This is a genomic window from Micrococcus porci (assembly GCF_020097155.1).
Lineage (GTDB): Bacteria > Actinomycetota > Actinomycetes > Actinomycetales > Micrococcaceae > Micrococcus > Micrococcus porci.
In genome coordinates this window covers 2,066,041-2,092,428 of sequence record NZ_CP083691.1, presented here as the reverse complement: position 1 = coordinate 2,092,428, position 26,388 = coordinate 2,066,041, and the positions used below count along the sequence as shown (strand labels likewise).

22 protein-coding genes are annotated in these 26,388 nt (G+C 75.1%); 20 read left to right on the top strand and 2 right to left on the bottom strand.

Annotation, left to right across the window (positions count from 1 at the left end; all coding sequences use genetic code 11):
• From leuD to KW076_RS09860, 5 genes are all read left to right on the top strand, one after another.
• Positions 1–606, top strand: coding sequence for a 3-isopropylmalate dehydratase small subunit (gene leuD, locus KW076_RS09880; RefSeq protein ID WP_224355177.1), 606 nt, complete (start codon positions 1–3; stop codon positions 604–606).
• A gap of 271 nt (positions 607–877) precedes the next feature.
• Entirely contained in the window at positions 878–2,206 is a 1,329-nt protein-coding gene (murA, locus tag KW076_RS09875; protein ID WP_224355176.1) for a UDP-N-acetylglucosamine 1-carboxyvinyltransferase, read from the top strand.
• Positions 2,203–2,946: a lysophospholipid acyltransferase family protein gene (locus KW076_RS09870; protein WP_224355175.1), complete on the top strand. Its 744-nt coding sequence runs from the start codon at positions 2,203–2,205 to the stop codon at positions 2,944–2,946. The genes murA and KW076_RS09870 overlap by 4 nt, the downstream gene beginning before the upstream one ends.
• Positions 2,947–3,029: 83 nt before the next feature.
• Positions 3,030–4,043, top strand: a complete 1,014-nt coding sequence (locus KW076_RS09865) for an NAD(P)H-dependent glycerol-3-phosphate dehydrogenase (RefSeq protein WP_224356830.1) — start codon at positions 3,030–3,032, stop codon at positions 4,041–4,043.
• Positions 4,040–5,173 carry a D-alanine--D-alanine ligase family protein gene (locus KW076_RS09860; RefSeq protein WP_224355174.1) on the top strand — a complete coding sequence of 378 codons (1,134 nt, stop codon included), beginning with the start codon at positions 4,040–4,042 and terminating at the stop codon, positions 5,171–5,173. Before KW076_RS09865 ends, KW076_RS09860 begins: the two co-directional genes overlap by 4 nt.
• Positions 5,174–5,201: 28 nt before the next feature.
• On the opposite strand, the gene KW076_RS09855 is transcribed toward KW076_RS09860, so the two are convergent.
• Positions 5,202–5,684 (bottom strand): DUF3515 family protein, encoded by a 483-nt coding sequence (locus tag KW076_RS09855; RefSeq protein ID WP_224355173.1) that lies wholly within the window; start codon positions 5,682–5,684, stop codon positions 5,202–5,204.
• A 174-nt stretch (positions 5,685–5,858) separates the two neighbouring features.
• On the opposite strand from KW076_RS09855, the gene KW076_RS09850 reads away from it, so the two are divergent.
• From KW076_RS09850 to rsmD, 4 genes are read left to right on the top strand one after another with little or no spacing between them, the layout of a single operon-like run.
• Positions 5,859–6,983 carry an LCP family protein gene (locus KW076_RS09850; protein WP_224355172.1) on the top strand — a complete coding sequence of 375 codons (1,125 nt, stop codon included), beginning with the start codon at positions 5,859–5,861 and terminating at the stop codon, positions 6,981–6,983.
• A complete protein-coding gene (locus KW076_RS09845; protein WP_224355171.1) occupies positions 6,980–7,996 on the top strand; it encodes a DAK2 domain-containing protein in 1,017 nt (338 codons plus the stop codon). Before KW076_RS09850 ends, KW076_RS09845 begins: the two co-directional genes overlap by 4 nt.
• Positions 7,986–10,184 carry an ATP-dependent DNA helicase RecG gene (locus KW076_RS09840; RefSeq protein WP_224355170.1) on the top strand — a complete coding sequence of 733 codons (2,199 nt, stop codon included), beginning with the start codon at positions 7,986–7,988 and terminating at the stop codon, positions 10,182–10,184. The genes KW076_RS09845 and KW076_RS09840 overlap by 11 nt, the downstream gene beginning before the upstream one ends.
• 5 nt (positions 10,185–10,189) lie before the next feature.
• A complete protein-coding gene (gene rsmD / locus KW076_RS09835; protein ID WP_224355169.1) occupies positions 10,190–10,753 on the top strand; it encodes a 16S rRNA (guanine(966)-N(2))-methyltransferase RsmD in 564 nt (187 codons plus the stop codon).
• Positions 10,754–10,799: 46 nt separating this feature from the next.
• Here rsmD and KW076_RS09830 read toward each other — a convergent pair whose 3' ends face one another.
• Entirely contained in the window at positions 10,800–12,056 is a 1,257-nt protein-coding gene (locus KW076_RS09830) for an aminotransferase class I/II-fold pyridoxal phosphate-dependent enzyme (RefSeq protein ID WP_224355168.1), read from the bottom strand.
• Between the two features lie 99 nt (positions 12,057–12,155).
• Here KW076_RS09830 and coaD point away from each other — a divergent pair, with 99 nt between their 5' ends.
• The 11 genes from coaD (at position 12,156) to KW076_RS09775 (ending at position 26,342) form a co-directional block, all read left to right on the top strand.
• Positions 12,156–12,632, top strand: a complete 477-nt coding sequence (gene coaD, locus KW076_RS09825) for a pantetheine-phosphate adenylyltransferase (protein ID WP_224355167.1) — start codon at positions 12,156–12,158, stop codon at positions 12,630–12,632.
• A 53-nt stretch (positions 12,633–12,685) separates the two neighbouring features.
• Positions 12,686–13,612, top strand: coding sequence for a UTP--glucose-1-phosphate uridylyltransferase GalU (galU, locus tag KW076_RS09820; RefSeq protein ID WP_224355166.1), 927 nt, complete (start codon positions 12,686–12,688; stop codon positions 13,610–13,612).
• Between the two features lie 148 nt (positions 13,613–13,760).
• Entirely contained in the window at positions 13,761–14,336 is a 576-nt protein-coding gene (locus tag KW076_RS09815) for a YceD family protein (RefSeq protein WP_224355165.1), read from the top strand.
• 3 nt (positions 14,337–14,339) lie between these two features.
• A complete protein-coding gene (rpmF, locus tag KW076_RS09810; protein WP_224355164.1) occupies positions 14,340–14,543 on the top strand; it encodes a 50S ribosomal protein L32 in 204 nt (67 codons plus the stop codon).
• A gap of 1 nt (position 14,544) precedes the next feature.
• The gene (rnc, locus tag KW076_RS09805; protein ID WP_434084317.1) at positions 14,545–15,279 is read left to right on the top strand and encodes a ribonuclease III; all 735 of its coding nucleotides are present in this window, start codon (positions 14,545–14,547) and stop codon (positions 15,277–15,279) included.
• Positions 15,280–15,282: 3 nt separating this feature from the next.
• On the top strand, positions 15,283–16,185 hold the full coding sequence (gene mutM / locus KW076_RS09800) for a bifunctional DNA-formamidopyrimidine glycosylase/DNA-(apurinic or apyrimidinic site) lyase (protein ID WP_224355162.1): 903 nt from the start codon (positions 15,283–15,285) through the stop codon (positions 16,183–16,185).
• Positions 16,186–16,234: 49 nt separating this feature from the next.
• On the top strand, positions 16,235–17,473 hold the full coding sequence (locus tag KW076_RS09795) for an LCP family protein (protein ID WP_224355161.1): 1,239 nt from the start codon (positions 16,235–16,237) through the stop codon (positions 17,471–17,473).
• Positions 17,466–18,686, top strand: a complete 1,221-nt coding sequence (locus tag KW076_RS09790; protein ID WP_224355160.1) for a glycosyltransferase family 4 protein — start codon at positions 17,466–17,468, stop codon at positions 18,684–18,686. The genes KW076_RS09795 and KW076_RS09790 overlap by 8 nt, the downstream gene beginning before the upstream one ends.
• Positions 18,683–20,485 (top strand): glycosyltransferase family 4 protein, encoded by a 1,803-nt coding sequence (locus KW076_RS09785; RefSeq protein ID WP_224355159.1) that lies wholly within the window; start codon positions 18,683–18,685, stop codon positions 20,483–20,485. The genes KW076_RS09790 and KW076_RS09785 overlap by 4 nt, the downstream gene beginning before the upstream one ends.
• A gap of 65 nt (positions 20,486–20,550) precedes the next feature.
• On the top strand, positions 20,551–21,792 hold the full coding sequence (gene wecC, locus KW076_RS09780) for a UDP-N-acetyl-D-mannosamine dehydrogenase (RefSeq protein ID WP_286670216.1): 1,242 nt from the start codon (positions 20,551–20,553) through the stop codon (positions 21,790–21,792).
• Positions 21,793–21,902: 110 nt separating this feature from the next.
• A complete protein-coding gene (locus KW076_RS09775) occupies positions 21,903–26,342 on the top strand; it encodes a glycosyltransferase (RefSeq protein WP_224355157.1) in 4,440 nt (1,479 codons plus the stop codon).
• Positions 26,343–26,388: the final 46 nt, after the last annotated feature.

Genomic DNA, 26,388 nt, shown 5'->3' with positions numbered 1-26,388 from the left:
ATGGACAAGTTCACCACCCACACCGGCATCGGCGTGCCCCTGCGCGCCTCGAACGTGGACACGGACCAGATCATCCCGGCCGTGTACCTCAAGCGCGTCTCCCGCACCGGCTTCGAGGACGCCCTGTTCGCCGGCTGGCGCCAGGACCCCGACTTCATCCTCAACACCGAGCCCTACTCCGCCGGCTCCGTGCTGGTGGCCGGCCCGGACTTCGGCACCGGCTCCTCCCGCGAGCACGCCGTGTGGGCGCTCAAGGACTACGGCTTCAAGGTCGTCGTCTCATCGCGCTTCGCGGACATCTTCCGCGGCAACTCCGCCAAGCAGGGCCTCGTGGCCGCACAGGTGGAGCCGGAGGACGTCGAGCGGATCATGAAGCAGCTGGAGAACCAGCCCGGTGCCGCCGTGACCGTGGACCTCGAGCACCTCACGGTGGAGTGCGGCGGGGTCACCGCGGCCTTCGAGATCGACGAGGACGCCCGCCACCGCCTCCTCCACGGGCTGGACGACATCGCCATCACCCTCAGCCACGCCGACGCGATCGCCGCGTACGAGGCGGGCCGCCCGTCGTACAAGCCGACCACCCTCCCCGCGCGCACCGCCGACTGACGGCTCCGCCCGCCGGCGTCGACCGCGCCCCCACCCGCCCCGGGATCCTCCGCGATCCCGGGGCGGGTCCGTCTGCGCGGACCCGTCGGACGCGAGCGGAGGGTTGGGCCGCACGGGGGCCCACGCCCTATGCTGAACGGGATCCGTGGCCCGGCCGGCCGCGTCCTCCCCGGGCGCGCCGGCCCCGCCCGCCCGCATGACCGTCCCGCGCCCGTCGCGGGCCGCCGACGACCCCGCCCCCCGGGCGGCGTGAGGAAGAAGGACACCACTTATGGCGAAGCTGCTGACGATCCACGGAGGCAAGCCGCTGCAGGGCGAGGTGACCGTCCGCGGCGCCAAGAACCTGGTCCCCAAGGCGATGGTCGCCGCCCTGCTGGGCACCGGCCCGTCCGTGCTGCGCAGCATCCCGGAGATCAAGGACGTCGACGTCGTCAGCTCCCTGCTCGAGATCCACGGCGTGACCGTGGACTGGGACAAGGAGTCCGGGACGATCACCATGGACCCGGCCGGCGTGAAGTCCGCCCTCACCGCGGAGATCGACGCCCACGCGGGCGACTCGCGCATCCCGATCCTCTTCTGCGGCCCGCTGATGCACGCCATCGGCGAGGCCTTCATCCCCGACCTGGGCGGCTGCAAGATCGGCGACCGGCCGATCGACTACCACCTGGCCGTGCTGCGCAACTTCGGCGCCGTCGTCGACAAGCGCCCGGGCGGCATCTCCATCTCCGCGCCCAAGGGGCTGCACGGCGCCAAGCTCGAGCTGCCGTACCCCTCCGTGGGCGCCACCGAACAGGTCCTGCTGACCGCGGTGAAGGCCGAGGGCATCACCGAGCTCAAGGGCGCCGCCGTGGAGCCGGAGATCCACGACCTGATCCACGTCCTCCAGAAGATGGGCGCGATCATCACGGTCCAGACGGACCGCACCATCCGCATCGAGGGCGTCCCGGAGCTGCGCGGCTACAACCACGTGGCCATCCCGGACCGCAACGAGTCCGCCTCGTGGGCATCGGCCGCGCTGGCCACGAAGGGCGACATCTTCGTCCGTGGGGCCTCCCAGCGCGACCTCACGGCGTTCCTGAACACGTACCGCAAGATCGGCGGCGAGTTCGAGGTCACCGACGAGGGCATCCGCTTCTGGCACGGGGGCGGCGAGCTGAACCCGCTCGTGCTGGAGACCGACGTCCACCCCGGCTTCATGACCGACTGGCAGCAGCCGCTCGTCGTCGCCCTGACGCAGGCCACCGGCGTGTCGATCGTCCACGAGACCGTGTACGAGAACCGCTTCGGCTTCACCGACGCCCTGGTGCGCATGGGCGCGTCCATCCAGCTGCACCGCGAGTGCCTGGGCTCCGTGCCGTGCCGATTCGGCCAGCGCAACTTCCTGCACTCCGCCGTGATCTCGGGCCCGACGCCGCTGCACGGTGTGGACTTCGACGTCCCGGACCTGCGCGGCGGCTTCTCCCACCTCATCGCGGCCCTGGCCGCGGAGGGCACCTCCCACGCCACCGGCCTGGAGATCATCAACCGCGGCTACGAGCACTTCATGGCGAAGCTCCAGGGCCTGGGCGCGGACGTCGAGCTCTCCGAGCGGCCCCGATGAACGACGGCGAGCGTCCGATCGCGCAGCCCTCGCGCGGCCTGCGCCGGGGCTTCGTGGCGCCCGCCGCCGTCGTCCGGCCGGCCCTGCGCGCCCTGGTGCGCCAGGAGTGGCTGCACGCTGAGCGGATCCCGCGCACCGGCGCGATCCTCGCGGTGAACCACATCTCCGAGCTGGACCCCCTCTCGGTCGCCCACATGGTCTACAACCAGGGGCTGCTGCCCGCGGTCCTGGCCAAGGCCGAACTGTGGAAGGTCCCCGTCCTGCGGCGGGTGCTGCAGTCGACCCGGATGATCCCCGTGGAGCGCTCGCGCGACGGGGGCCGCTCCCTGGCCGCCGCCCAGGCCGCACTGGACGAGGGTCGGGTCATCATCGTCTACCCCGAGGGCACGGTGACCCGTGATCCCGAGGGCTGGCCCATGTCCGCCCGCTCCGGCGCCGTGCGCCTGGCGCTGCAGACCGGCGCCCCGCTGATCCCCGTGGGCCAGTGGGGCATGCAGGAGCTGCTGCCCTACCCGGGGTTCCGGCTCTCGCCCTTCCCGCGCAAGACCGCCCGCGTGCTCGTGGGCGAGCCCGTGGACCTCGACGACCTCCGCGGCGGGCCGCTGACCGCCGCCGTGCTGCGCGTCGGCACGGAGCGCATGATGGACGCCGTCACGGAGCTCGTGGCGCAGCTGCGCGGCGAGCCGGCCCCGGCCTGGCGCTGGGACCTGCGGACCGGTCGCCGCGAGGGCGCCGCGTGAGCCCGGCGCCGTCCGCGGGCCCGGAACCCGCGTTCGCCTCCGCGTCGGCCGGCGACCGCGCCGGGGACCCCACCCGCGTCGCCGTGCTCGGCGCCGGCTCCTGGGGCACGGCGTTCGCCTGCGTGCTCGGCTCCAGCACCAGCCCGGCAGGCCGTCGCGCCCGCGAGGTGGTCGTCTGGTCCCGTCGGGCGGAGGTGGCCCGCGCCATCACCGAGGACCACGCCAACCCCGAGTACCTGCCGGACGTCGCCCTCCCGGAGTGCGTCCGCGCGGTGACCGACGCGCGCGAGGCGGTGGCCGAGGCCGGCGTCGTGGTGGTGGCCGTGCCCGCCCAGCAGGCCCGCACCGTCCTGGAGGGCCTGGCCGACGCCCTCGCCCCGGACGCGATCGCCGTCTCCCTCATGAAGGGCCTGGAGCGCGGGACCGACGCGCGGCCCTCGCAGGTCTGCCAGGAGGCCCTGGGGATCGGCCCCGAGCGCTTCGCCGTGCTCTCCGGGCCCAACCTGGCCCTCGAGATCGCCCGCGGGGAGCCCACGGCCACGGTCGTGGCCTCGGCGTCCCGGGCCACCGCCGACCGCGTCGCCGCGCTCACGGCCGGGCCCACCTTCCGCCCCTACACCAACGGCGACGTCGTGGGCGTGGAGATCGGCGGCATCGTGAAGAACGTGATCGCGCTGGCCGTGGGCATCTGCGACGGCCAGGGACTGGGGGACAACTCGAAGGCCTCCGTGATCACCCGCGGCCTGGCGGAGACGACCCGCCTGGCCGTGGCGCTCGGCGGCGAGGCCTCGACCCTGGCCGGCCTGGCCGGCCTCGGCGACCTCGTGGCCACCTGCGCCTCGCCTCTGTCCCGCAACCGCAGCGCCGGCCGGCTCATGGGCACGGGGCTGAGCGCGGACGAGGCCGTGGCCGCCATGAAGCAGACGGCGGAGGGCATCAAGTCGGTGTCCGCCGTCGTGCACGTCGCCCGCGCCCACGGCGTGGAGATGCCCATCAGCGAGGCCATGGACCGCGTGGTGGCGGGGACGCTCGACGTCGACCGCCTCGCGGGACTGCTGCTGGCCCGAGACCTGAAGTCGGAAGGACGACACGCATGACCCAGCCCCCCGAGACCGCCCCGGGCCGTCGCCCCCGCGTGCTGCTGCTGTTCGGCGGCCGCTCCAGCGAGCACCCCATCAGCTGTGTCACCGCCGCGGGTGTGCTGCACGCCGCGGACCGCGAGCGCTGGGACGTGGTGCCCGTCGGCGTCGCCCACTCGGGCCTGTGGTCCCACGGCGAGGTGGACGCCGCCGCCTACGCCCTCGGCGACGGGGAGCTGCCGAGCGTGCCGGAGCCCGAGCGCCCCGTGAGCCTGCGGGCGCGCGCGGACGACGCCGTGGAGCTGGTCGGCGCGGACGGGGAGGACCTCGGCGTCGTGGACGTCGTGTTCCCGCTGCTGCACGGACCGTGGGGCGAGGACGGCACGCTCCAGGGCATGTTCGAGTCCCTGGGCCTGCCCTACGTGGGCTGCGGCGTGCTGGCCTCGGCCGTGGGCATGGACAAGCACTTCATGAAGGTCGCGTTCCAGGCCGGCGGCCTGGAGGTCGGCCCGTGGGAGACCATCACCGACCGCCAGTGGCGCAACGACCCGGAGGCCGCCCTGGAACGGGCCGGCGCCCTGGACTACCCTCTGTTCGTCAAGCCCGCCCGTGGCGGCTCGTCCTTCGGCATCACCAAGGTGGACGCCCCCGAGGACCTGCGCGCGGCCGTGGAGGAGGCCCGCCGCTTCGACCCGAAGGTCGTGGTCGAGGCCGGCATCCTGGGCCGCGAGATCGAGTGCGCCGTGCTGGACGGGCACGGCGCCGAGTCCCCGCGCGCGTCCCTGCCGGGTGAGATCGTGGTCAAGGGCGCCGAGTCGGGCCACCAGTTCTACGACTTCGAGGCCAAGTACCAGGACGCCTCCGCCGCGCAGCTCTCCTGCCCGGCCGAGCTGCCCGAGGAGGCCATCGAGCGCCTGCGCGAGCAGGCGGTGCGCGCGTTCGAGGCCGTCGACGGCGCCGGTCTGGGCCGCTGCGACTTCTTCTACACCCCGGACGGGCGCTGGGTGGTCAACGAGATCAACACGATGCCCGGGTTCACCTCGATCAGCATGTACCCGGCCATGTGGGAGCGCACGGGCCTGCCCTACGGCGAGTTGATCTCCGAGCTGCTCGACCTCGCCCTGGAGCGGGGGGTCGGCCTGCACTGAGCGGCCCGCACACCGGAGCACGAGGACGTCACCCCACCGGGGTGGCGTCCTCGATGTTCACGCAGCGGCGCTGGGAGGGGATCTGGGCGACGGCCGAGCCGAGGCCGGTCATCACGGAGTCGGAGCTGACCTCGCTCTTGCCGAACACCGCCTCCACGGCGGGGGTGCGGCCGTAGGTGGTGATCCGCCAGTGGTCGTCCTCGTCGCGGACCACCCAGTCGATGTCGTCCACGGACACGCAGCGGTCGGTGGTGGGGCCGGGCGTGGGGACGCCGCAGCGGAGCACGACGGCGGCCGGCTCGCCCCACGCGGCGGTGGCCTGGCTGTCCGTCTCGCGGCGGTCCTGGCCGCCCAGGACGTCGGGCACGGCCACCATGGCCGGGGCGCAGGCCGGGTCCGCGGCGCCGGGGGCGGCCTCCACCGAGACGACAGGGCCGGAGCACGCGGTGAGACCGAGGGCGGCCGCGGCCAGGGCCGGCGCGAGGATCACGGGACGGGGCAGGCGGGGCATGCCCTCCAGGGTACGGGGTGGCCGGGGGGAGGCCGCCGTCCGGGACGGGGCCGGGACGGGTCGTCGGCCGCTGCCCGACCGGGCCCCTCCCGGGGAGGTGGCCTAGCATGGCAGGGTCCCCTCGCCGCCGTGCCGCCGCGCCGACGGCACCCCTGCCCTGAGGAGCCCCGGCCCATGTCCACCGCCGAGCCCACCGCGACCCCCCGCCGCCGCCGTCGGCCGCTGCTGATCGTCCTCGTCGCCCTCCTGGTGCTGCTGCTCGCGGCCGGCCTGACCGCCGCCCTGTGGCTCGGCGGCCTCGGCCGCACGGTGGACGAGGGCGTGCAGCGGTTCGAGGGACAGGCCCTGCCGGAGGAGTCGCTGCGCCCGGCGGAGCCGGGCTCCGCTGCGGCCCCGGGCTCGGCGGCCGACGGGCGGAACGCCAGCGGCGTGTACTCGCCGTCGGCCCCGCCGCCCGGCACCGCCCCCGCGGGCGTCGACCCCGCCACGGCGCTGGCCGGTCCGGCGGGGCCGGCCGCGGACGAGGTGGCGGACGGGAAGGCCGTCGACTTCCTGCTGGTCGGTGAGGACTCCGGCGTCGAGGGCCGCGACCCGAACGGGCGCTCCGACACCCTGATGTGGGTGCACATCCCGGGGGACCGGTCCGCGGTGCAGGTGCGCTCCATCATGCGTGACACCTGGGTGCCGATCCCCGGCCACGGCGATCACAAGGTCAACGCCGCCTACCAGTACGGCCAGATCCCGCTGACGGTGGCGACCGTGGAGAACATGTTCCAGGCGCGGGTGGACCACGTCGTCGCCGTGGACATGGCGGGCTTCCAGGGCCTGGTGGACGCGCTGGGCGGCATCACCGTGGACAACCCCATCGCGTTCACGGCGGACGACGGGCACGCGTACCCGGCCGGTGCGATCCAGATGGACGGGGCCACCGCGCTGGTCTACGCGCGGGAGCGCTACAACCTGCCGCGCGGCGACTTCGACCGCGTGGAGAACCAGCAGCGCGTGGTGAAGGCGGTGTTCTCCAAGGCCCTCTCCCTGGACACCCTCTCCGACCCGGGGCGGGTGCAGCAGGCGGTCGAGCGCTTCTCGCCGTTCCTGACGCTGGACTCCGAACTGCACTCGGGCGACCTCGCCGCCCTCGCCTGGTCGATGCGGAACCTGCGCGGCTCGGACATCCAGACCTCGACCGTCCCGGCGGCGGGCGTCGGGTACTCGGCCGACGGCCAGGCCGTGGTGTGGCCGGACTGGGCCGCCATCCACGAGATCGGCCGCCAGATCCGCACCAGCGAGGCACGATGATCCGGGCCCGCCTGAGGGGCGCCCTCGCGTGGCTGCGCGGCGCCGAGGCGGCGCTCGCCCAGGCCGCCCCGCGCCTGGACGCCCTCAACCTGTTCCCCGTGCCCGACGCCGACACCGGGTCCAACATGCTCGCCACGGTCCGCGCCGCCCGCCAGGCCGCCGAGCGCTCGGCGGGGACGGACATGTCGGCCGTCCTGCGCGACGCCGGCGCGGCGGCGCTGGACAGCGCGCGCGGCAACTCCGGGACCCTGCTGGCGGTCGCCCTCGTCGGGCTGGCGGCCCCGCTGACGCCGGACGCTCCCCTGACCACGGCCGAACTGGCTGCGGGGGCCCGCGCGGCGGACCGGGCGGCGCGCGCGGCGCTCTCGGATCCGCGCGAGGGAACGATCCTCACCGTGCTGCGCGAGGCCGCGACCGTCCTGGAGGCCGCCGCGGCCGGCGGACGGGAGCCCGCCGAGGCCCTGGGGTCGGTCGTGGAGGCCGCCCGCCGCGCCGTGGAGGACACGGAGGGCCAGCTCGCCCCGCTGACCCGCGCCCGCGTCGTCGACGCCGGCGCGGTCGGCCTCCTGCTCGTGCTGGAGGCGCTGCGCGCGGAGGTGACGCGCACGCCGTTCGACGAGGGCGTCGTCGCGGCGCTGCACGGCTGGGCCGACGGCCCCGGCGCGGCCGGTGAGGACCCGCAGGCGGACGGGCGGGAGGCCCCCGGCGTCGAGGTGATGTGCTCGATCGACCTGACGCCCGTGGACGCGGCGGGCCTCCGTCGCGGCCTCGAGGAGGCCGGGGACTCGGTCATCCTGGCCCCGCTGTCCCGCGCCGTCGACGGCGCCGGCCGGCTGCGCTGGCGCGTGCACGTCCACGTGGCCCGGGCCGAGGACGCGGTGGCCCTGCTGGAGGCGGCAGGCGCCCCGGAGGAGGTGGCCGTGACGGACCTGTGGGACCCCGCCCATCGGCACCCCGACGACCCGGCCGAGGGCGACGCAGCCTCCCCGGCCCCGGACGGCCATGGCCGCTGACGGCGTGCTGGACCTGCCCCTGGGCGAGGTCCTCTCCGGCCGGCTGCCCGGTCGGCTGGAGAAGGAGCTGGGCCTGGCCACGGTGGGCGGCCTGCTGGACCACGTGCCCCGCCGCTGGGTGGAGCGCGGGGAGCTGACGCCCATCGCGGCGCTGCCCGTGGACGCGGAGGTCACGGTGGTGGCCCGCGTGGAGCACGTGGCGACGCGGCGGATGCGCAGCCGGGCCGGCTTCATCGTGGACGTCACCGTGGCCGACCCCTCCGTGGCCGGCACGGCGGGGGCGAGCCTGTCCATGGCGTTCTTCAACGGCCACGACGCCCAGCGCCGCCTGGCCCCCGGCGTGACGGCCATGTTCCAGGGGAAGACCTCGCTCTACCGGGGCGCGGTCACGCTGAACAACCCGGACTTCGCCCTCCTGGACGACGACGTCGCCCCCGGCGAGGTCGACACCCGGCCGGTGCCGATCTACCGGGCCACGGGCAGGATGCCGAGCTGGACGGTCCGCTCGGCGGTCCGCCGGGTCCTCGAGACCGTGGACCTCGACGCGATCCCCGAGCTGCTCACCGAGCCGATCCGCGCCCGCGCGACGCTCGCCCTCGGCCTGCCGGAGACGCTGCCGGGCACGGCGGAGGCCTACCGGCGGCTGCACGCGCCGGACGCCGTCGAGCAGACCGGACCCGCGCGGACGGCGCTGTCCCTGCGGGAGGCGCTCGTGGTCCAGGGGGCGCTGGCCTGGCGGCGCTCGCGGGAGAAGGCCGTGCCCGCCGTGCCGCGCCCGCGCCGCGCCGGCGGCCTGCTCGAGGCCCTCGACGCCCGCCTGCCCTTCGAGCTGACCCCGGGCCAGCGGGCCGTGGGGGAGGAGCTCGCCGCGGAGCTCTCCGGGCCGCACCCGATGTCCCGGCTGCTGCAGGGCGACGTGGGCGCGGGCAAGACCCTGGTGGCCCTGCGGGCCATGGCGCAGGCCGTCGACGCCGGCGGGCAGGCCGCGTTCGTGGCCCCCACCGAGGTCCTCGCGGCCCAGCACCACCGCGCCCTGCTCGCCCTGCTGGGCCCACTGGCCAGGGAGGCGGGCACGCTGGGGGCGGCCGCGCAGGAGGGGCCGGGCACGGACGTCGTCCTGGTCACCGGGTCCCAGCGCTCCGCCCAGCGGCGCGCGGCGCTGCTGAAGCTGGCCTCGGGGGAGGCGGGGATCGCCGTCGGCACGCACGCGCTCCTGGCCGAGCGCGTGCAGTTCGCCGAGCTGGCCCTCGCCGTCGTCGACGAGCAGCACCGGTTCGGCGTGGACCAGCGCGAGGCGCTGCGGCGGGCGAACCCGGGCACCCACCTGCTCGTCATGTCGGCCACGCCCATCCCGCGCTCCGTGGCGATGACGGTGTTCGGCGACCTGGACCTGTCCGTGCTGGAGGGCCTGCCCTCCGGGCGCACGCCGGTGGCCACGCACGTCGCCCGCATGGCGCACGGGCCCCGGGTGATCGCCCGTGTCTGGGAGGTCGTGGCGGAGCACTGCGCCGCGGGCCGGCAGGCGTTCGTGGTGTGCCCCCGCATCGACCCCGACGACGCCGACCCGGCCCACGCGAACGTCACGGAGATGGCGGAGCGCCTGCGCGCGCTGCCCGTGCTGGGCGGGCTGCGGATCGGCGAGGTCCACGGCCGCATGGACCAGGCCGAGCAGGACGCCGCCATGCAGGCCTTCGCCCGTGGGGAGACGGACGTGCTGGTCGCCACCACCGTCGTGGAGGTGGGCGTGGACGTGCCCAACGCCACGGTCATGGCGGTCCTCGACGCGGACGACTTCGGCCTGTCCACCCTGCACCAGCTGCGGGGGCGCGTGGGGCGCGGCCAGGACGCGGCGATCTGCCTGCTGGCCACCCGCCTGGCGGACGGGCATCCGTCGCTGCGGCGGCTCGAGGTGCTGGAGGCCACCCGGGATGGCATGCGGATCGCCCAGGCGGACCTGGCTCAGCGCGGCGTCGGCGACGTCCTGGGCGCCGCCCAGTCCGGGCTCGCCTCCGGCCTGACGCACGTCGACGTGATCGGCGACGCCGACGTCATCGGTGTGGCCGCCGACGTCGTCGCCGATCTCATGGCGGCGGCGCCCGGGCTCTCCGCGCACCCGGCGCTCGCGGCCGAGGTGTCCCGCTGGGAGGCCGCGCACCTGACCGCCGCCGACTACCTCGAGAAGGGCTGAGCCCCATGTCCCGCATCATCGCCGGCGCCGCCGCCGGCCGCCCCCTGCGCTCGGTGCCCGGCACCGGCACGCGCCCGACGACGGACCGCACCAAGGAGGCCCTGTTCAGCTGGCTCCAGGCCCGGGACTGGCTGGACGGCACCCGGGTGCTGGACCTCTACGCCGGCTCCGGCGCCCTGGGCTGCGAGGCTGCCAGCCGCGGGGCGGCGCACGTGACGCTGGTGGAGAAGGCGCGGCGCGCCGCCGAGGTGTGCCGCGCCAACGCCGCCGCGCTGAACGCCGTGCTGGGGGCGCCCGTCGTGCAGGTGGCGGCCTCGTCCGTGGAGCAGGCCCTGGCGCTGCCCGGGGACTCCGCGGACCTGATCCTGGCGGACCCGCCGTACCCGGAGTCCGGCCCGGCATTCCATGCGGTGCTGGCCGCGGCTGCCGCGCGCCTGGCCGCGGGCGGGCTGCTGGTGCTGGAGCGCTCGGCCCGGGACCCCGCGCCGGAGCGGCCCGCAGGCCTGGAGCAGGTCGAGGTGCGGACCTACGGGGAGACCGCGCTGTACTTCTGGCAGGACGAGGGCTGAGCCGGCGTCGCGCGCTCGGTGCCCGCGCGCCGGGTCACGGTCCCGCTCAGCCGGCGCGGAGATCGGCGGCGTGGCGCGTCAGCCGGGCCACGGCCTCGGCCACGGTGTCCTCGGACTTGCAGAACGTCAGCCGCAGCCACGAGCGCAGGTGGTCCCCGTCCGGTCGGCACAGCGCCGAGACGGGGATGCCGGCGACGCCCGCCCGTTCCGTCCATGTGCGGGCGGCCGCCGCGGCGTCGCGCACGCCCCACGGGGCGAGGTCGACCACGGTGAAGTAGCCGGCGGCCGGGACCACCGGGTCCAGGCCGATGTCCCGGAGCCCGGACACCAGCAGGTCGCGGGAGCGGCGGTGGCGGGCCAGCTGGCCGGCCAGGAAGTCGTCCGCCCGGGGCAGGAACGCGGCCACGGCCTGCTGGAAGGCCGGCCCGGAGGAGTAGGAGAGGAACTGCTTGACTCCCCGGACGGCGGCCACCAGGTCGGCCGGCCCGGTGAGCCAGCCGACCTTCCACCCCGTCACGGCCAGGGACTTGCCCGCGCTGGAGGCGGTGAGGGCGATCCGCTCCGCGCCGGGGATCGCCCGGAGGGTGACGTGCCGGCCCTCGTGCACGAGGTGGTCGTAGACCTCGTCCGAGAGCATCAGCACGTCGCGCGCCCGGCACAGCGCCACCAGCTCCTCGAGCAGGGCGCGCGGATAGACGGCGCCCGTGGGGTTGTGCGGCGTGTTCACGATGAGCAGCCGTGTGCGGGGCGTGATCGCGGCGGCGATCCGCGCCGGGTCCGGCAGGAAGTCCGGGGCGTGGACCGGGACGGTGACGTGCCGCCCGCCGGCCAGGGCGACCACGGCGGCGTGCGAGTCGTAGAACGGCTCGACGGTGATCACCTCGTCGCCGGGCCGCACGAGGGCCAGCACGGTCGCCGCGATCGCCTCGGTGGCGCCGGTGGTGGCCAGGACCTGCGTGTCCGGGTCCTCGGCCACGCCCCAGTGGCGTGCCCGGTGGGCGGCGACGGCGGCGCGCAGGTCGGCGCGGCCCGTCCCCGGGGCGTACTGGTTGGGTCCGGTGGTGACCGCCTCCGCGGCGAGGGCGAGGAGCTCGGGCGGACCGTCCGCGTCCGGGAAGCCCTGGCCGAGGTTCACGGCCCCGTGCTCGACGGCCAGGGCCGTCATCGTCTCGAACACGGTGGGCACGGGGGCGCCGTCGCGGAGGACGCCGGCGGCGGCGGAGGCCGCGCGCCAGGGCCCGGCGAGGCGCACGTCGGACGGGGCCGCGGCGGCGTCGGTGGGGGAGGGCGAGTCGTGGGACATGGCGGCACTGTATCGGGCGTCGCACCGGCCCTGTCCGACCGCGAGCGGGAGGGGAGGACGGGCATCGCCTGACCGTGCTCAGCGGGTTAGGGTGAGCCCATGCGTCGCGCCGTCTGCCCCGGTTCCTTCGATCCCCTCCACAAGGGGCACCTCGAGGTCATCGCCCGGGCGGCGAGCATGTTCGACGAGGTCGTCGTCGCCGTCTCGGACAATCCGGCCAAGCGCTACCGCTTCAGCACGGACGAGCGGCTCGAGCTGATCCGCGCCAGCGTCCAGGGGCTGGCCGGCGTGAGCGCCGAGGCCATGGGCCCGGGCCTGCTCGCGGAGTTCTGCCGGGAGATCGGGGCCGGCGTGATCGTCAAGGGCCTGCGCAACGGCACCGACCTCGAGTTCGAGGCCCCCATGGCCGCCATGAACCGCCACCTCACCGGCGTGGAGACCGTCTTCCTCACCGCGGACGCCCGCTACACCCACCTGTCCTCCTCCCTGATCAAGGAGGTCCACGGCCTCGGCGGCGACGTCCGCGAGTTCGTGCCCGCCGTCGTCCACGCCCGCCTCGAGGCGACCCGCCCGTGACCCCGGGCCCGCCGAGCACTCACCTGACCGCCGCCCCCGCACCCGGAGATCCCATGACCGAGCAGTCCACCGCCGCATCGCCGACCCGCCCGCGCACGCGCAAGGCCGTCATCCCCGCCGCCGGGCTCGGCACGCGCTTCCTGCCCGCCACCAAGGCGATGCCCAAGGAGATGCTGCCGGTCGTGGACCGTCCCGCCATCGAGTACGTCGTCGCCGAGGCCGTGTCCGCCGGCCTGGGCGACGTGCTGATGATCACCGGGCGCAACAAGCGCGCGCTCGAGGACCACTTCGACCGCCACCCGGCGCTGGAGCAGGTCCTCGAGGCCAAGGGCGACACCAAGCGCATCGACCTCATCCGGGCCTCGGACCTCGTGGGGGACATCCACTACGTCCGCCAGGGCGAGGCCCTCGGCCTCGGCCATGCGGTGGGCTGCGCGCGCCGCCACGTCGGCGACGAGCCCTTCGCCGTGCTGCTCGGCGACGACCTCATCGGCGAGGACGAGGGCCTGCTGGCCCGCATGATCGACGTCCAGCATCGCCTGGGCGGGTCCGTGATCGCCCTGATGGAGGTCCCGGAGGACGCGGTCAGCGCCTACGGCGTCGCGGCCGTGGCCCCGGTGGACGGTGAGGACGACGACGTCGTGGCGGTCACCTCCCTCGTGGAGAAGCCGGCCCGCGGGGACGCCCCCTCGAACCTGGCGATCATCGGCCGCTACGTGCTGGCGCCCCAGGTGTTCGAGGTGCTGGAGCGCACGGCCCCCGGCCGCGGCGGCGAGATCCAGCTCACCGACGCCCTGCAGACGCTGGCCGCCGGCGAGGGGGAGGGCTTCGGCGTGCACGCCGTGGTGTTCCGCGGCCGCCGCTACGACACGGGCGACAAGCTCGGCTACCTGCAGGCCGTCGTGGAGCTCGGCGTGCGGCACCCGGAGCTCGGCGGGGACCTGCGCGAGTGGCTCAAGGGGTTCGCCGCCGGGCTCTGAGCGCCGCGCCGCCCGTCCGCTTTGGTCCAGCGGGCCCGAGCCGGTAGGATGGGCAGTCGGTCCATCCTGGCCGGACGTCGTTCCGCGCCGGACCGCGCGGCCCCGTGGGGGTCGCGGACCCACACCCCGCCTGCCGAGAGGAGCCCCCATGGCCACCACCGTGCCGTCCGGCGCACCCTCCCCGTGGGTGCTCTCCGTGCGCGATCTGGCGCGCGGAGCCGGGGTCCAGCGCGAGCTGACCACGCGGCTGCCGGCCCCGGCCGCCGTGTCCATGCCCATGCTGGGCATCCCCGAGGGCGATCCCGTGGACCTCGAGCTCCGGCTCGAGGCGGTCCACGAGGGCGTGCTCGTCACGGGCACCGCGCACGCGGACCTGACGGGCGAGTGCAGCCGGTGTCTGCTACCGCTGCACGAGGGGATCACCGTGGACCTGCAGGAGCTGTTCCTCGCCGATCCGCCCGCCGAGGGCGACGACGAGCAGCCGCTCGTGGAGCACGAGACCGTGGACCTGGAGCCCGTGTTCCGGGACGCCGTGGTCACCGCCCTGCCGTTCCAGCCGCTGTGCCGGCCGGACTGCGAGGGCCTGTGCGCCGACTGCGGCATCCGGCTCGAGGACGCGCCCGCCGGGCACGCCCACGAACGGGTGGACCCGCGCTGGGCCGCGCTCGCGGCCCTCGCGGACACCACCGAAGAGACCTCCATCACCGAGACAGAGAAGAGATAAGTCGTGGCAGTCCCGAAGCGGAAGATGTCCCGTGCCAACACCCGTGCCCGTCGTTCCCAGTGGAAGGCGGAGGCTCCCTCCCTGGTGAAGACCGTGGAGAACGGCCGCGTGTCCTACCGTCTGCCCCACCAGGCGGAGCTGAAGACCGACGCCGCCGGCACCCCCCTGTTCTACGAGTACAAGGGCCGCAAGGTCGCCGACGCCTGACATGGCGTCCCCGCAGACCCGGACGGGGTCCGTCCCCGTCCCGGAGTCCTCTGCGCTTCTCGAGCGTCTCGGCGTGCACATCACCGCCGGGACGCTCGAGCGCGCTCTGACGCATCGCTCGTACGCGTACGAGCACGGTGGCCTGCCCACCAACGAGCGCCTGGAGTTCCTCGGGGACTCGGTGCTGGGCTTCGTGGTGACGGACCACCTGTTCACCGCGTTCCCGGACCTCCCCGAGGGGGACCTGGCGCGCCGCCGTGCCGCGATCGTCTCCACCCGCGCCCTGGCCAAGGTGGCGCGGCGCATCGGCGTCGGCCCGCACGTCCGGCTGGGCACGGGCGAGACGCGCACCGGGGGAGCGGACAAGGACTCGATCCTGGCGGACACCTTCGAGGCGCTGATCGGCGCCGTCTACCGCGACCACGGCGCCGTGGCCGCGGCCGCGCTCGTCCATCGCCACGTCGTGCCGCTCCTCGACGAGCCGGGCCTGCTGCGCGAGAGCACCGACTGGAAGACCGTGGTGGCGGAGGCCGCCTCCCGCCACGGGTTGGGCGAGGTCCGCTACGACATCGAGGGCCAGGGCCCCGCGCATGATCCGCGCTTCCGCGCCACCCTCACCGTGGGCGGGCGCGCCTTCGGCTCCGCCGTGGCCAGCTCCAAGAAGCAGGCGGAGCGCGACGCCGCCGCCGAGGGCTGGCCGGAGCTGTCCGCCACCCTGCCCGCCGCCGGGAGCTGAGCGGTGCCCGAGCTGCCCGAGGCCGAGGTCGTCCGCAGGGGCATGGCACGGTGGGCCTCCGGCGCCCGCGCCGCGGACCTCGACGTCCTCGACGCGCGCTCCGTGCGCCGCAGCCCCGGGGGCGCGGAGGCCCTCCGCGAGCGGCTGTCGGGGGCGGTCCTGGCGGAGCCCGCCCGCCGGGGCAAGTTCCTCTGGCTGCCCCTCGAGGACGCCGACGACGCCGTCGTGGTGCACCTGGGCATGTCCGGCCAGGTCCGGGTGGACGAACCCGGTGCGCCGGACCAGCGGCACCTGCGACTGCGCCTGCCCATCACGGCCGCCGACGGCTCGGACCGGGAGCTGCGGTTCGTGGACCAGCGCCTGTTCGGCGGCTGGTGGCTCGACCCCGTCGTCGTCGGCCCGGAGACCGGGGACGCGGTGCCGGCCTCCGCGGCGCACATCGCCCTGGACCCCCTGCACCCCGACTTCGACCCGGACGCCGTGCACCGGCGCCTGGTGCGACGACGCTCCACCCTCAAGCGGTCGCTGCTCGACCAGACCCTGGTCTCGGGCATCGGGAACATCTACGCGGATGAGGCCCTCTGGGCGGCCCGGCTGCACCCGGAGCGCCCCACGCAGCGCATGGCCCGCGCCCAGACCCGCGCGGTCCTCGCCGCCGTCCAGGACGTGATGCGCCGCGCCCTGGCGGTGGGCGGCACCAGCTTCGACGCCCTCTACGTCAACGTCGACGGCCGCTCCGGCTACTTCGCGCGCTCCCTCGAGGCCTACGGGCGCACGGGCCAGCCCTGCCGGCGCTGCACCGCCGAGGGGCGCCGGACGCTGATCGTGCGTGAGCCGTTCATGGGCCGGGCCTCCCACCGCTGCCCCGTCTGCCAGCCCGTCCCGCGCCGCTCGCCGTCCCGCTGAGCCCCCGGGGTCCCTAGACTGGACGCGACCGTCCGACCAGGAGAGCCGAGTGACCCAGCCCCCGCAGCAGCCGTGGATCCCTCCGGAGCGCCCGGGAGGCGCGGCCGACCCCCTGGAGGGCCTGCGGGGTCCCGCCCCCGCCGCGCCCCCGACGTCGACCCCGCCCGCCACCCGCCGGAGCGGAGGCGGCCGGGCCCGACGCCGCCGCCCGCTGCGCCGGTTCCTCGCGGTGCTGGGGGTGCTGGCGCTGCTGCTGGTCGTCGCCCTCGGCGCCTACGGCCTGCTCCTCGCCCGCACCTTCGACGGACACCGGCAGACGGTGTCGGCCGCCGCCTTCGCGGACCCGGGGAACGACGGCCCGGTGAACTTCCTGGTGCTGGGCTCGGACTCCCGCGCCGCGGAGGACTCGGCGGAGACCAGCCAGCGCTCGGACACCATGATGCTCGTCCACGTCCCGGCCGACCGCCGGCACGTCTACGTGATCTCCGTGCTGCGTGACTCCCTGGTGGAGATCCCCGGCCGCGGGCAGCGCAAGGCCAACGCCGCCTACGAGCTCGGCGGCCCGGAGCTGACGGCGGCCATGCTGGACAAGCTGCTCGGGGTGCCCGTCCACCACCTCGCGGAACTGGACTTCCAGGGCTTCCGCGGCATGACCACCGCCCTGGGCGGCGTCGAGGTGTGCAACCCGCACGCGTTCTCCTCGGGCCAGAAGAACCCCTCCTTCTACCCGCGCGGGCGGATCGAGCTGAAGGACACCGCGGCCCTGCGCTACGTGCGCGAGCGCCACGCCTTCCCCGAGGGGGACGTGATGCGGGTGCAGAACCAGCAGCGGTTCGTGCGCGGCGCCGTCGCCGCGTTCCTGGACCCGGCCGTGGTCCTCAACCCGCCCCGCGCCGTGGATGTGGTGGCCGGCCTCTCCGACCACCTGACGGTGGACGAGGGCCTGGACTCCGCCACCCTGGCCTCGCTGGCCTGGCAGCTGCGCGGCGTCGACCGCTCCGCGCTGACCATGTTCACCGTGCCCCGCGCCGGCTACGGCACGAGTCCGGACGGCCAGGACGTCGTGCTCCTCGACGCGGACAGGATGGCCGCCCTGCGGGACGCCCTTCAGCGCGACGACGTCGAGTCCTACCTCCGCGCGCACGACCCCGAGGCGCTCGCGGCGGGGGAGGACGTCCAGCCGGCCCTGGCCGCCGCGCCGGGGGCAACGCCCCTGCTGACCGAGCTGGCCGCGGCGCCGCCGGCCGGCGAGGGGACCCTGCTGGGCGAGGACCCCTGCGGTGGGTGAGCGCCGCACCCGCGCCGGCGGACGTGCCCCGCGCCTGCTGCTGGTGACCCACTCGTACCGTCCGGAGCGCACCCCGCCCGCCCGGCGCTGGGCCGCCGTGGTGCAGGCCCTGCGCGCGGCCGGCTGGGAGGTCGACGTGCTGGTCCCCGGCGGGCTGCGCACCCGCGTCGGCGAGCACGGCGAGCGCCTGCGTCCCACGCCGCGGCTGCTGGGCTCGGGCGACGGGCGCAACGGCCGGTTCGCCGCCGCCGCCGTGCACGCGGTGCTGGCGGTGCCGCGCGGCCTCGTCCTGCCGCGCCCGGACGTGGTGGTGGCCACCCTGCCGGCGCTGCCGGTGGTCGTGGCCGGGCGGGCCCTGGCCGTGCTGCGCCGCCGCCCGCTGGTCGTAGAGATGCGGGACGCCTGGCCGGACCTCGCCCGGGAGGCGGGCGTGCACCCGGGCCTGCTCGGCACCCTGATGGAGCGGGTGGTCACGGGCGGCCAGCGCGCCGCCGACCTCGTCGTCACGGTGACTGAGGGCTTCGCGGCCACGCTGCGCGGCCGCGGCATGCGCCGCGTCGAGGTGCTCGCCAACGGCGTGGACCTCGAGCGCGTCCCCGTGGCCCCGCCGCGGGACCGGACCGCCGGCGAGCTGCACGTGCTGTACCTGGGCAACCTGGGGGAGAGCCAGGGGCTCGAGCGGCTCGTGGAGGCCGCCGCCCGGCAGCGTGCCACACACCCGGGCGTGCACGTGCGGATCGTCGGCGACGGCACCCGCCGGGCCGCGCTCGAGGCCCTGAACGCGGAGCTGGAGGCCGGGGTGGAGTTCGTGCCGCCGGTGTCCGGTGCCGCGCTGACGGAGCAGTACGCGTGGGCGGACACCCTGGTGGTGTGCCTGCGGCCGGACTGGCCCAGCTTCCGCCACACCATCCCCTCCAAGACCTACGAGGCCCTCGCCGTGGGCCGGCACGTGACCGGCCAGCTCTCCGGTGAGGCCGCCCTCATGCTGGAGCGCTCCGGGGCCGCCGACGTCGTCGGGCCTGGGGTCGAGGACCTCGTCGCCCACCTCGACGCCCTCGCCGACGACCCGGCCCGCACCCGCGTCGGGGACGCCGGCCGCCGCTGGGCCGCCGCGCACGGCGACCTGCCCACGACGGCACGCCGCTACGAGGCGCTCCTGCGCCGAGTGGCCGCCCGCCCTTCCCGCCGCACCCGGACGGAGACCACCGCATGAGCCCCCGCGCCCCCCGCGTCCGACGACTCGCCGCCAACGCCGCCCTCACCGGCCGGACCGTCGCGGACCACCTGCTCGACGACCCCGTGGTCCTCGCCCTGCAGGTCTCACGGAGGCTGCCCACGGGCCTCCGTGCGCGCGTGGGCGGCGTGCTGGCGGACGTCCCCGCGCGCGTAGCGGTGCCGCGCGGCATCGGGCTGGCCATGCTCGGTCGCGAGGAGCAGCTGCAGGCCGCCCTCGTCGACGCCGACGACGCCCCCGGGCCCCGCGAGCGTGCGCGTCGGGCCGAGGTGCTCCTGGCCGCCGGCCGCGACGAGGACGCCGAGCGCCTCCTGGCCGACGTCCCGGCGGACGCCCCCGGCGCCGCGGAGGCGCGGGCGCGCCTGCGCTGGCACCGCGGGGACATGACCGGAGCCGTCCTCGTCCTCTCCCCGCACGGTCGCCAGGGCCGGCTGCGGGCGCGGCTGGCGGCCGAGCGCGACTCCCTCCTGGGGCGGCCCGTCTGCCTCTCCGCGGAGGACCGCGCCCTCGCCGCCGACTACGAGCCCCGCCCCGGGCACGTCCTGTTCGTGCTCACCAACTCCCTGCCCCACACCGGCTCCGGCTACGTCCAGCGCTCCCACAGCCTGCTGACGGCGGTCCGGGACGCGGGCTGGTCCGTGGCGGCGGTGACGCGCCTGGGGTGGCCCGTCCAGACCGGCGTGCTGGCCGCGGAGGACGTGGACCGCGTGGACGGGGTCGCCTACCACCGCCTGCTGCCGGCGGCCCTCGCGCCGGGCTTCGGCGCCCGACTGGACCAGCACGCCGCCGCCCTGCTGCGGCTCGTCCTGCGCGAGCGGCCGGCGGTGCTCCACACCACCACCCACTGGGTGAACGCGGCCGTGACCGCGGCCGTGGCCGAGGCCGTGGGCATCCCGTGGGTGTACGAGGTGCGCGGACAGCTCGCCGACACGTGGGCGTCCACGCGGGGCCCGCAGGCGCTGATGTCGGAGCGGTACCGAGCCTTCCGCACCCGGGAGGCCGAGGCGGCGGCGCGGGCCGACGGCGTCGTGACCCTCGCCGAGACCATGCGCGCCCGCCTGGCCGAGGACGGCGTGGACCCGGAGGACGTGGTGCTCAGCCCGAACGCGGTGGGCGGGGCCTTCCTGGACGCGCCGGGGGAGCGCGCCGCCGCGCGTCGGGCTCTGGGGCTGGCCCCGGACGCCGAGTACATCGGCACGGTCAGCTCCGTCGTCCCCTACGAGGGGCTGGACGACCTCGTGCGGGTCGTCGCGCTCCTGGCGGACCGCCGCCCGCGGCTGCGCCTGCTCGTGGCCGGCGACGGCACCGCCCTGCCCGGCCTGGCCGCCCTCGCGGAGCAGTTGGGGGTGCGCGACCGGGTGGACCTGCTCGGCCGGGTGGAGCGCGCGCGGGCGCCCCTGTGCCACCAGGCACTCGACGTGTTCTGCGTGCCCCGCCGGGACACCTCCGTGACCCGCGACGTGACCCCCATGAAGCCGCTGGAGGCCATGGCGTCGGCCCGGCCCGTGCTACTCTCCCGGCTGCCCGCGCTGCAGGAGCTGGTGGCCGAGGGCGAGACCGGGGCGACGGTCCCGGCCTCCGATCCAGAGGCGTGGGCCGAAGCCGTCGAGGCGTTGCTTGCGGACCCCAACGCCGCCGCGGCGATGGGCGACCGGGCCCGCGCCTGGGTGCTCGCCGAGCGCACCTGGGCGGCGAACGCGCGCCGCTACACAGAGCTCTACGCGCGCCTGGGCGCCGTCGTCGACGTCGCCGACCGGGGTGCCGTCCGGGGCGGCTGACTATGATGGGGACACCGCCCGCGCTGCGATGCCGGGACGTGAACGCGAGGATGGGAATACAGAACGTGACGCAGATCAAGACCGTCGCCGTCATCGGCCTGGGCTACATCGGCCTGCCGACCGCCGCGATCCTGGCGGAGAACGGGCTGACCGTCCATGGCGTGGACGTCAGCCCGCGGACCGTGGACGCGGTCAACGCCGGCAAGGTCCCCTTCGTGGAGCCCGACCTCGCCGACTTCGTCGAGCGCAACGTGGCCGCCGGCCGCCTGGACGCCTCCCTGGAGACCCCCAAGGCCGACGCCTACATCGTCGCGGTGCCCACCCCCTTCCAGGGCGACCACGCCCCGGACCTGTCCTACATCGAGGCCGCCGCGCGCGGGCTGGCCCCGCAGCTCACCGGAGACGAGCTCGTGATCCTCGAGTCCACCTCGCCCCCCGGCGCCACCGACCACATGGCCGACGTGATCCGCGAGGTTCGTCCGGACCTGAAGGACGCCCCGCTGGACTTCGTGCACTGCCCCGAGCGCGTGCTCCCCGGCCGCGTGATGGTGGAGCTCGTCACCAACGACCGCATCGTGGGCGGCTCCACCCCGGCCGCCGCCGAGCGCGCCCGGGACCTGTACCGCTCCTTCTGCGAGGGCGAGATCCTCCTGACCGACTGCCGCACCGCGGAGATGGCCAAGCTCGTGGAGAACTCCTTCCGCGACGTGAACATCGCGTTCGCCAACGAGCTGTCCCTGATCTGCGCCGAGCAGGGGATCGACGTCTGGGAGCTCATCGGGCTCGCCAACCACCACCCCCGCGTGAACATCCTTCAGCCGGGCCCCGGCGTCGGCGGGCACTGCATCGCGGTGGACCCGTGGTTCATCGTGGACGCCGCCCCGCAGACCGCGCGCATCATCCGCGCCGCCCGCGAGATCAACGACGCCAAGCCGCAGTGGGTCATCGAGCGGGCCAAAGCCGCCGCGTTCGACGTGCAGCAGAAGGAGGGCCGCCCGGCGGTCGTCGCTGCCCTCGGCCTCGCCTTTAAGCCGAACATCGACGACCTGCGCGAGTCGCCGGCGCTGAACATCGCCGCCCAGCTCGCGGACGAGTTCTCCGGCTCCACCGTGCTCGTGTCCGAGCCGCACGTGGATGAGCTGCCCGCGAAGCTGCAGGGCAAGGAGAACGTGCGCTTCGTCCCGGCCGAGCAGGCCGTGGCCGAGGCCGACGTCGTCCTGCTGCTCGTGGACCACGACGCGTTCGCCGGCCTCGGCGAGCAGACCGCGGGCAAGCGCGTGATCGACACGCGCGGGCAGTGGCGCTGACGGGCCTCGCCCCCCACTGATCCACCCAGCCGGCCCGGCGCGCACACGAGCATGCCGGGCCGGCGCATGACCCCGGCCGCCTCGGCCCCACCGTTCTAGGAGATCGCTGCGTGCGTCAGATCGACGAAATGGCCCTGTGGACAAGCCGTGACGTGGGAGTCCGCGTCCGATACGCCGGGGCGGAGGAGCTGATCCGGGGCGTGCGGTCCCGCGCCGACGCTACCCACGACGCGTCCGACGGCGGCACGGACCTGGAGGCCGCCGACGTCGCGGGTCCGGGGACCCCCGAGCCGTCCGATCACGTGGCCGAGGTGCCGTGGCGGCTGCGCGTGCTCAACACCGGCCGTGTCAGGCAGATCCGCCGCTGGATCTACCACGCCCGCCGAGCCCCCGCCCACGCCGCGGCGGCGCGCGTGAAGCGCCTGCTGCGCACCCCCGGGCGGTGGTCGGAGACGCTCCGCCGCCCTCTCGCCAGGACGCGGGCCGCGGCCCCCGCCCCCGAGCGGGCCGACGCCGCCGTCGCCACGCCCGCCCCCGCCGCGGAGCCGACCGGCGAGCGCACGCTCGCCGCCCTCCGCGCCGCGCTCGCGGAGCGGCCGAGCGCGTCCGCCCTCCACGCCCTGGTGGCCGCGCTCTACCGGGACGGCCAGCTCCGTGCCCCCGCCGCGGCCCTGGAGGAGCACCCCGAGCTGGTGGGGCAGTTCACCCCGGCCCAGGCCAAGCTCGCGCGGAACGTGCGGGAGCAGGCCCGACTGCTCGACCACCCGCCGGTCGTCCCGGCCCGGGCGGTCGGGACCGCCCTCCGCCCCGAGGCCGGCCGGATCCTCTACTGCGCCCACGGCGTGCACCCCTACCAGTCCAACGGCTACGCGATCCGCACGCGCGGCATCGTGGCCGGCCTCCGCGACGCGGGCCACGACGTCGTCGTCGCCGCCCGTCCGGGCTTCCCGTGGGACGCCAAGGTCACCCGCGCCGCACGCAAGAAGCAGTCCTACCCGGAGCTCGTGGACGGCATCGAGCACGTCTACTCGTTCGGGCCGTCGTTGCGCAACCAGGCGCTCGCCGCCTACCTGGAGAGCGCGGTGGACTCGTACCTCCAGGTGATCGCGCGCAACCGACCCGCCCACGTGCACGCCGCGTCGAACCACATCACGGCGTTGCCCGCCCTGATCGCCGCCCGCCTGTCGGGGCTGCCCTTCACATACGAGGTGCGGGGTTTCTGGGAGTACGGCATGGAGCCGGGGGAGGAGGGCCTCCAGGAGCGAGGCGAGCTGGCCGGCCGTCTTGAGGACCTGGTCATGGTCGAGGCCGACCACGTGTTCGTGCTCACCGCTGAGATGCGCGACGAGCTGCGGGGCCGGGGCGTGGACCCCGACCGGATGACCGTCACCCCGAACGGCGTGGACCCCGAGCAGTTCCAGCCGCTGCCCGCGGTCGGCGAGTTGCACCGGCGCCTCGGGCTGGACCCCGATCGTGCTGTGATCGGCTACCTGGGTTCGCTGGTGTCCTACGAGGGCCTCGAGGACCTGCTGGAGGCATGTCTCCAACTGGCGGAGGAGCGCGACGACTTCCAACTCGTCGTAGCCGGCGACGGCCCCGTCCTGCCGCGTCTCAAGGAGATCGCCGCGGAGCGCGACACGTCACTCCCCGTGCACCTGCTCGGGCGCATCGATGCCGACCTCATCCCCGCGCTCATGAGCGAGGTGGACGTCGTCGCATGCCCGCGCACCGCCACCCGCGTCACGCGTCTCGTGAGCCCCCTGAAGCCGCTGGAGGCGCTCGCCGCAGGCGTCCCCGTGGTGCTCTCGGACCTGCCGGTGCTGCGCAGCCTCGCCGAGGAGTGCGGTGGGGCTGTGGTGTTTCCGGCGGGTGACCGTCACGGCCTGGCGGAGGCCATCGCGGGCCTCCTGGACGATCCCGAGCGGCGCCTCGACCTCGGCCGTAGCGGGCGTGCGTGGGCGCTGCGGGAGCGGCGCTGGGACGTGCTCGGAGCCCACCTGGGATCCGGAATCCTGGCGGCCGTCCCCTCGACTGGAGCCGAGGGCGGATCGCGCCCGCTGTCCACCGTGCGACTCGGCGTCATCGCGGATACCTTCACGACCTCCGGCCTCGCGGAGCAGGTCCAGACAGTCCCCCTCCAGCGTGCGGGCCAGGGCTGGCGGCGTCAGCTTGCGGAGGAGCGCCTCGACGCCGTGTTCGTCGAGTCCGCCTGGTCCGGCAACGACGGTGCGTGGACCCGCGGCGTCGGCCACTACTCCGACGAGGAGTCCGCCGACCTTCGGGCCCTCCTGGAGGACTGCCGGGCCGCCGGCGTCCCCACCGTCTTCTGGAACAAGGAAGACCCGGTCCACTTCAACCGGTTCGTGGAGAACGCGCGCCTCTTCGATCTGGTGCTCACCACGGACAACCGCTCGATCCAGGGGTATCAGGCGCGGGTGGACCGCTCCCGTCAGACCGTGGGGAGCATGGCGTTCTTCGCGCAGCCCTCCCTCCACCACCCGGTGACTGACGGTCCGGCCGTGGCCGACCGCCCGGTCATGTACGCCGGTTCGTACTACGGGGACCGGTACAGAGACCGATCCGAGGTGCTGCGGGGGCTCCTCCACGTCGCACGCCCGTTTGGCGTGACGATCTACGACCGTCAGGCGGACCTGCCGGACTCCCCGTACCGGTTCCCGGAGGAGCTGCAGCCCTTCGTCGAGGGCGGCCTGCCGTACTCGGAGATGGTCAAGGCCTACCGCCGGTACCCCCTGCACGTGAACGTGAACTCGGTGACCGCGTCGGAGACGATGTTCTCCCGCCGGGTCATGGAGATCAGCTGCGCCGGCGGCGTGGTCGCCTCCGGTCCGTCGGCCGGTGTGAACCACATGTTCCGCGGACTGGTCCCGACCATCGGCCGCCGAGAGGTTGCCGAGCGCGCGATGTCCACGTTGCTCTCGGATCCCGGTCTGCGCAATGTGCAGGGATGGAACCTCCGCCGGCTCGTTCGCCGGAGCCACACGCTGTCCGACCGGCTCCTCGTCCTGCTGCGTCGGCTGGGTCTGGCCGTCAGCCCCGATCCGACGCCCGGCACGACTGTGGTGCTGACAGGCCCCGCGGACCGGGCCGACTGGGACGGGCTCCTGGCCCAGACACGCCCGGTCGACAGGGTGGTGGCCGACGAGATGTCGGAGACGGTGCGGGAGCGGCTCTCCGCCGCCGGGATCGAGGTATCCGCCGGGAGCGCGAGTCTGGACCCGGCACACCTGGCGTGGGAGTGGGACGGAGCGCGGCTGGACCGCGTGGTACACGAGGACCTGGCCAACGTGCTCCTTGACTCGGGTTACAGCGCCGCCGTACTGGACACGACACCGGTGACCGACCTGGCGACCCCTCTGGCGGTCGTAGGCGGCGCCCCCGTGCCGTCCGGCGCCTCCCTGGTGCTCAGGTGGGGTGGGGGTGACGACGGCGTCGTCACCGTGCGCCGTGGCCTGCTCGAGTCGGTGGAGGACCTGGGCGCGAAGCAGCGCCCGGCCGCCGTCGCACTGACGCCTGAGGCGCTCGACCGCATGGAACGGCCCCTGCGCGTGGTCGTCGCCGGCCACGACCTCAAGTTCGCCGGCGAGCTGATCAACCGATTCCGGTCCGACGGCCACGAGGTCCGCCTCGACCAGTGGGCTTCCCACCAGGATCATGACGATGAGCTCAGCCGCGAGCTCGTCGACTGGGCCGACGTCGTCCTGTGCGAGTGGGGCCTGGGCAACGCCGTCTGGTACTCCAAGCACAAGCGTGAGGGCCAGCGGCTGTACGTGCGTGTCCATTCGCAGGAGCTCTTCCGGGACAACTGGTCTCGAATGAACCTGCCCGCCGTGGACCGGTTCATCTTCGTTGCACCGCACATCCGTGATTCCGCCCGCCGTTACCGCGGCGTCGCGGCCCGTCCCTCCGAAGTGATCCCCAACATCGTCCTGCCCGGAGCGGGTCTCAAGCGGGACCCCGACTCCCGCTTCGTGCTCGGGCTCGTGGGGATCGTGCCGCGAGGCAAGCGCTTCGACCGCGCCCTCGACCTCCTTGCGATGCTCCGCCGCGAGGATCCCCGATATTCCCTGCGCGTGAAGGGGAAGCAGCCCGAGGACTACCCGTGGATGGCCGCCCGTGAGGAGGAAATGGCCTACTACGGGACGATCCGGGAGCGGATCGCACAGGACCCCGCGCTCCAGGGCGCCGTCCACCTGGACGGGTTCAGCACCGACCGCGCCGAACTTGACCGCTGGTACTCGTCCATCGGCATCGGCCTGTCCGTCTCCGACTTCGAGTCGTTCCACTTCACCTCGGTGGACGGCGCGCAAAACGGCGCGGTGCCGGCCGTGCTCGCCTGGCCGGGCGCCGACCGCATTTTCCCCGCCGAGTGGCTCAGCCCCACGCTCGAGTCCATGGCCCGTCGCATCCTTGGTCTCCGCGAACCGGAGGTGTTCCGTGCCGCCGCCGACACCGCGCGGCGGGAGACGTCGGCTCGGTTCGACGGCGGTCGCTCTCTCGACCGCTGGTCGGAGCTGGTCGCCGGCGAGTGACGGCTTTGGAATGCAGGGGCCCGCGGTCGAGACGACCGCGGGCCCC

Excerpts from the sequence above, each read along its gene's own strand:
- leuD (WP_224355177.1), top strand. The coding sequence starts at position 1 with ATGGACAAGTTCACCACCCACACCGGCATCGGCGTGCCCCTGCGCGCC.
- murA (WP_224355176.1), top strand. The coding sequence starts at position 878 with ATGGCGAAGCTGCTGACGATCCACGGAGGCAAGCCGCTGCAGGGCGAG.
- KW076_RS09870 (WP_224355175.1), top strand. The coding sequence starts at position 2,203 with ATGAACGACGGCGAGCGTCCGATCGCGCAGCCCTCGCGCGGCCTGCGC.
- KW076_RS09860 (WP_224355174.1), top strand. The coding sequence starts at position 4,040 with ATGACCCAGCCCCCCGAGACCGCCCCGGGCCGTCGCCCCCGCGTGCTG.
- KW076_RS09855 (WP_224355173.1), bottom strand. The coding sequence starts at position 5,684 with ATGCCCCGCCTGCCCCGTCCCGTGATCCTCGCGCCGGCCCTGGCCGCG.
- KW076_RS09850 (WP_224355172.1), top strand. The coding sequence starts at position 5,859 with ATGTCCACCGCCGAGCCCACCGCGACCCCCCGCCGCCGCCGTCGGCCG.
- KW076_RS09845 (WP_224355171.1), top strand. The coding sequence starts at position 6,980 with ATGATCCGGGCCCGCCTGAGGGGCGCCCTCGCGTGGCTGCGCGGCGCC.
- KW076_RS09840 (WP_224355170.1), top strand. The coding sequence starts at position 7,986 with ATGGCCGCTGACGGCGTGCTGGACCTGCCCCTGGGCGAGGTCCTCTCC.
- rsmD (WP_224355169.1), top strand. The coding sequence starts at position 10,190 with ATGTCCCGCATCATCGCCGGCGCCGCCGCCGGCCGCCCCCTGCGCTCG.
- KW076_RS09830 (WP_224355168.1), bottom strand. The coding sequence starts at position 12,056 with ATGTCCCACGACTCGCCCTCCCCCACCGACGCCGCCGCGGCCCCGTCC.
- coaD (WP_224355167.1), top strand. The coding sequence starts at position 12,156 with ATGCGTCGCGCCGTCTGCCCCGGTTCCTTCGATCCCCTCCACAAGGGG.
- galU (WP_224355166.1), top strand. The coding sequence starts at position 12,686 with ATGACCGAGCAGTCCACCGCCGCATCGCCGACCCGCCCGCGCACGCGC.
- KW076_RS09815 (WP_224355165.1), top strand. The coding sequence starts at position 13,761 with ATGGCCACCACCGTGCCGTCCGGCGCACCCTCCCCGTGGGTGCTCTCC.
- rnc (WP_434084317.1), top strand. The coding sequence starts at position 14,545 with ATGGCGTCCCCGCAGACCCGGACGGGGTCCGTCCCCGTCCCGGAGTCC.
- KW076_RS09785 (WP_224355159.1), top strand. The coding sequence starts at position 18,683 with ATGAGCCCCCGCGCCCCCCGCGTCCGACGACTCGCCGCCAACGCCGCC.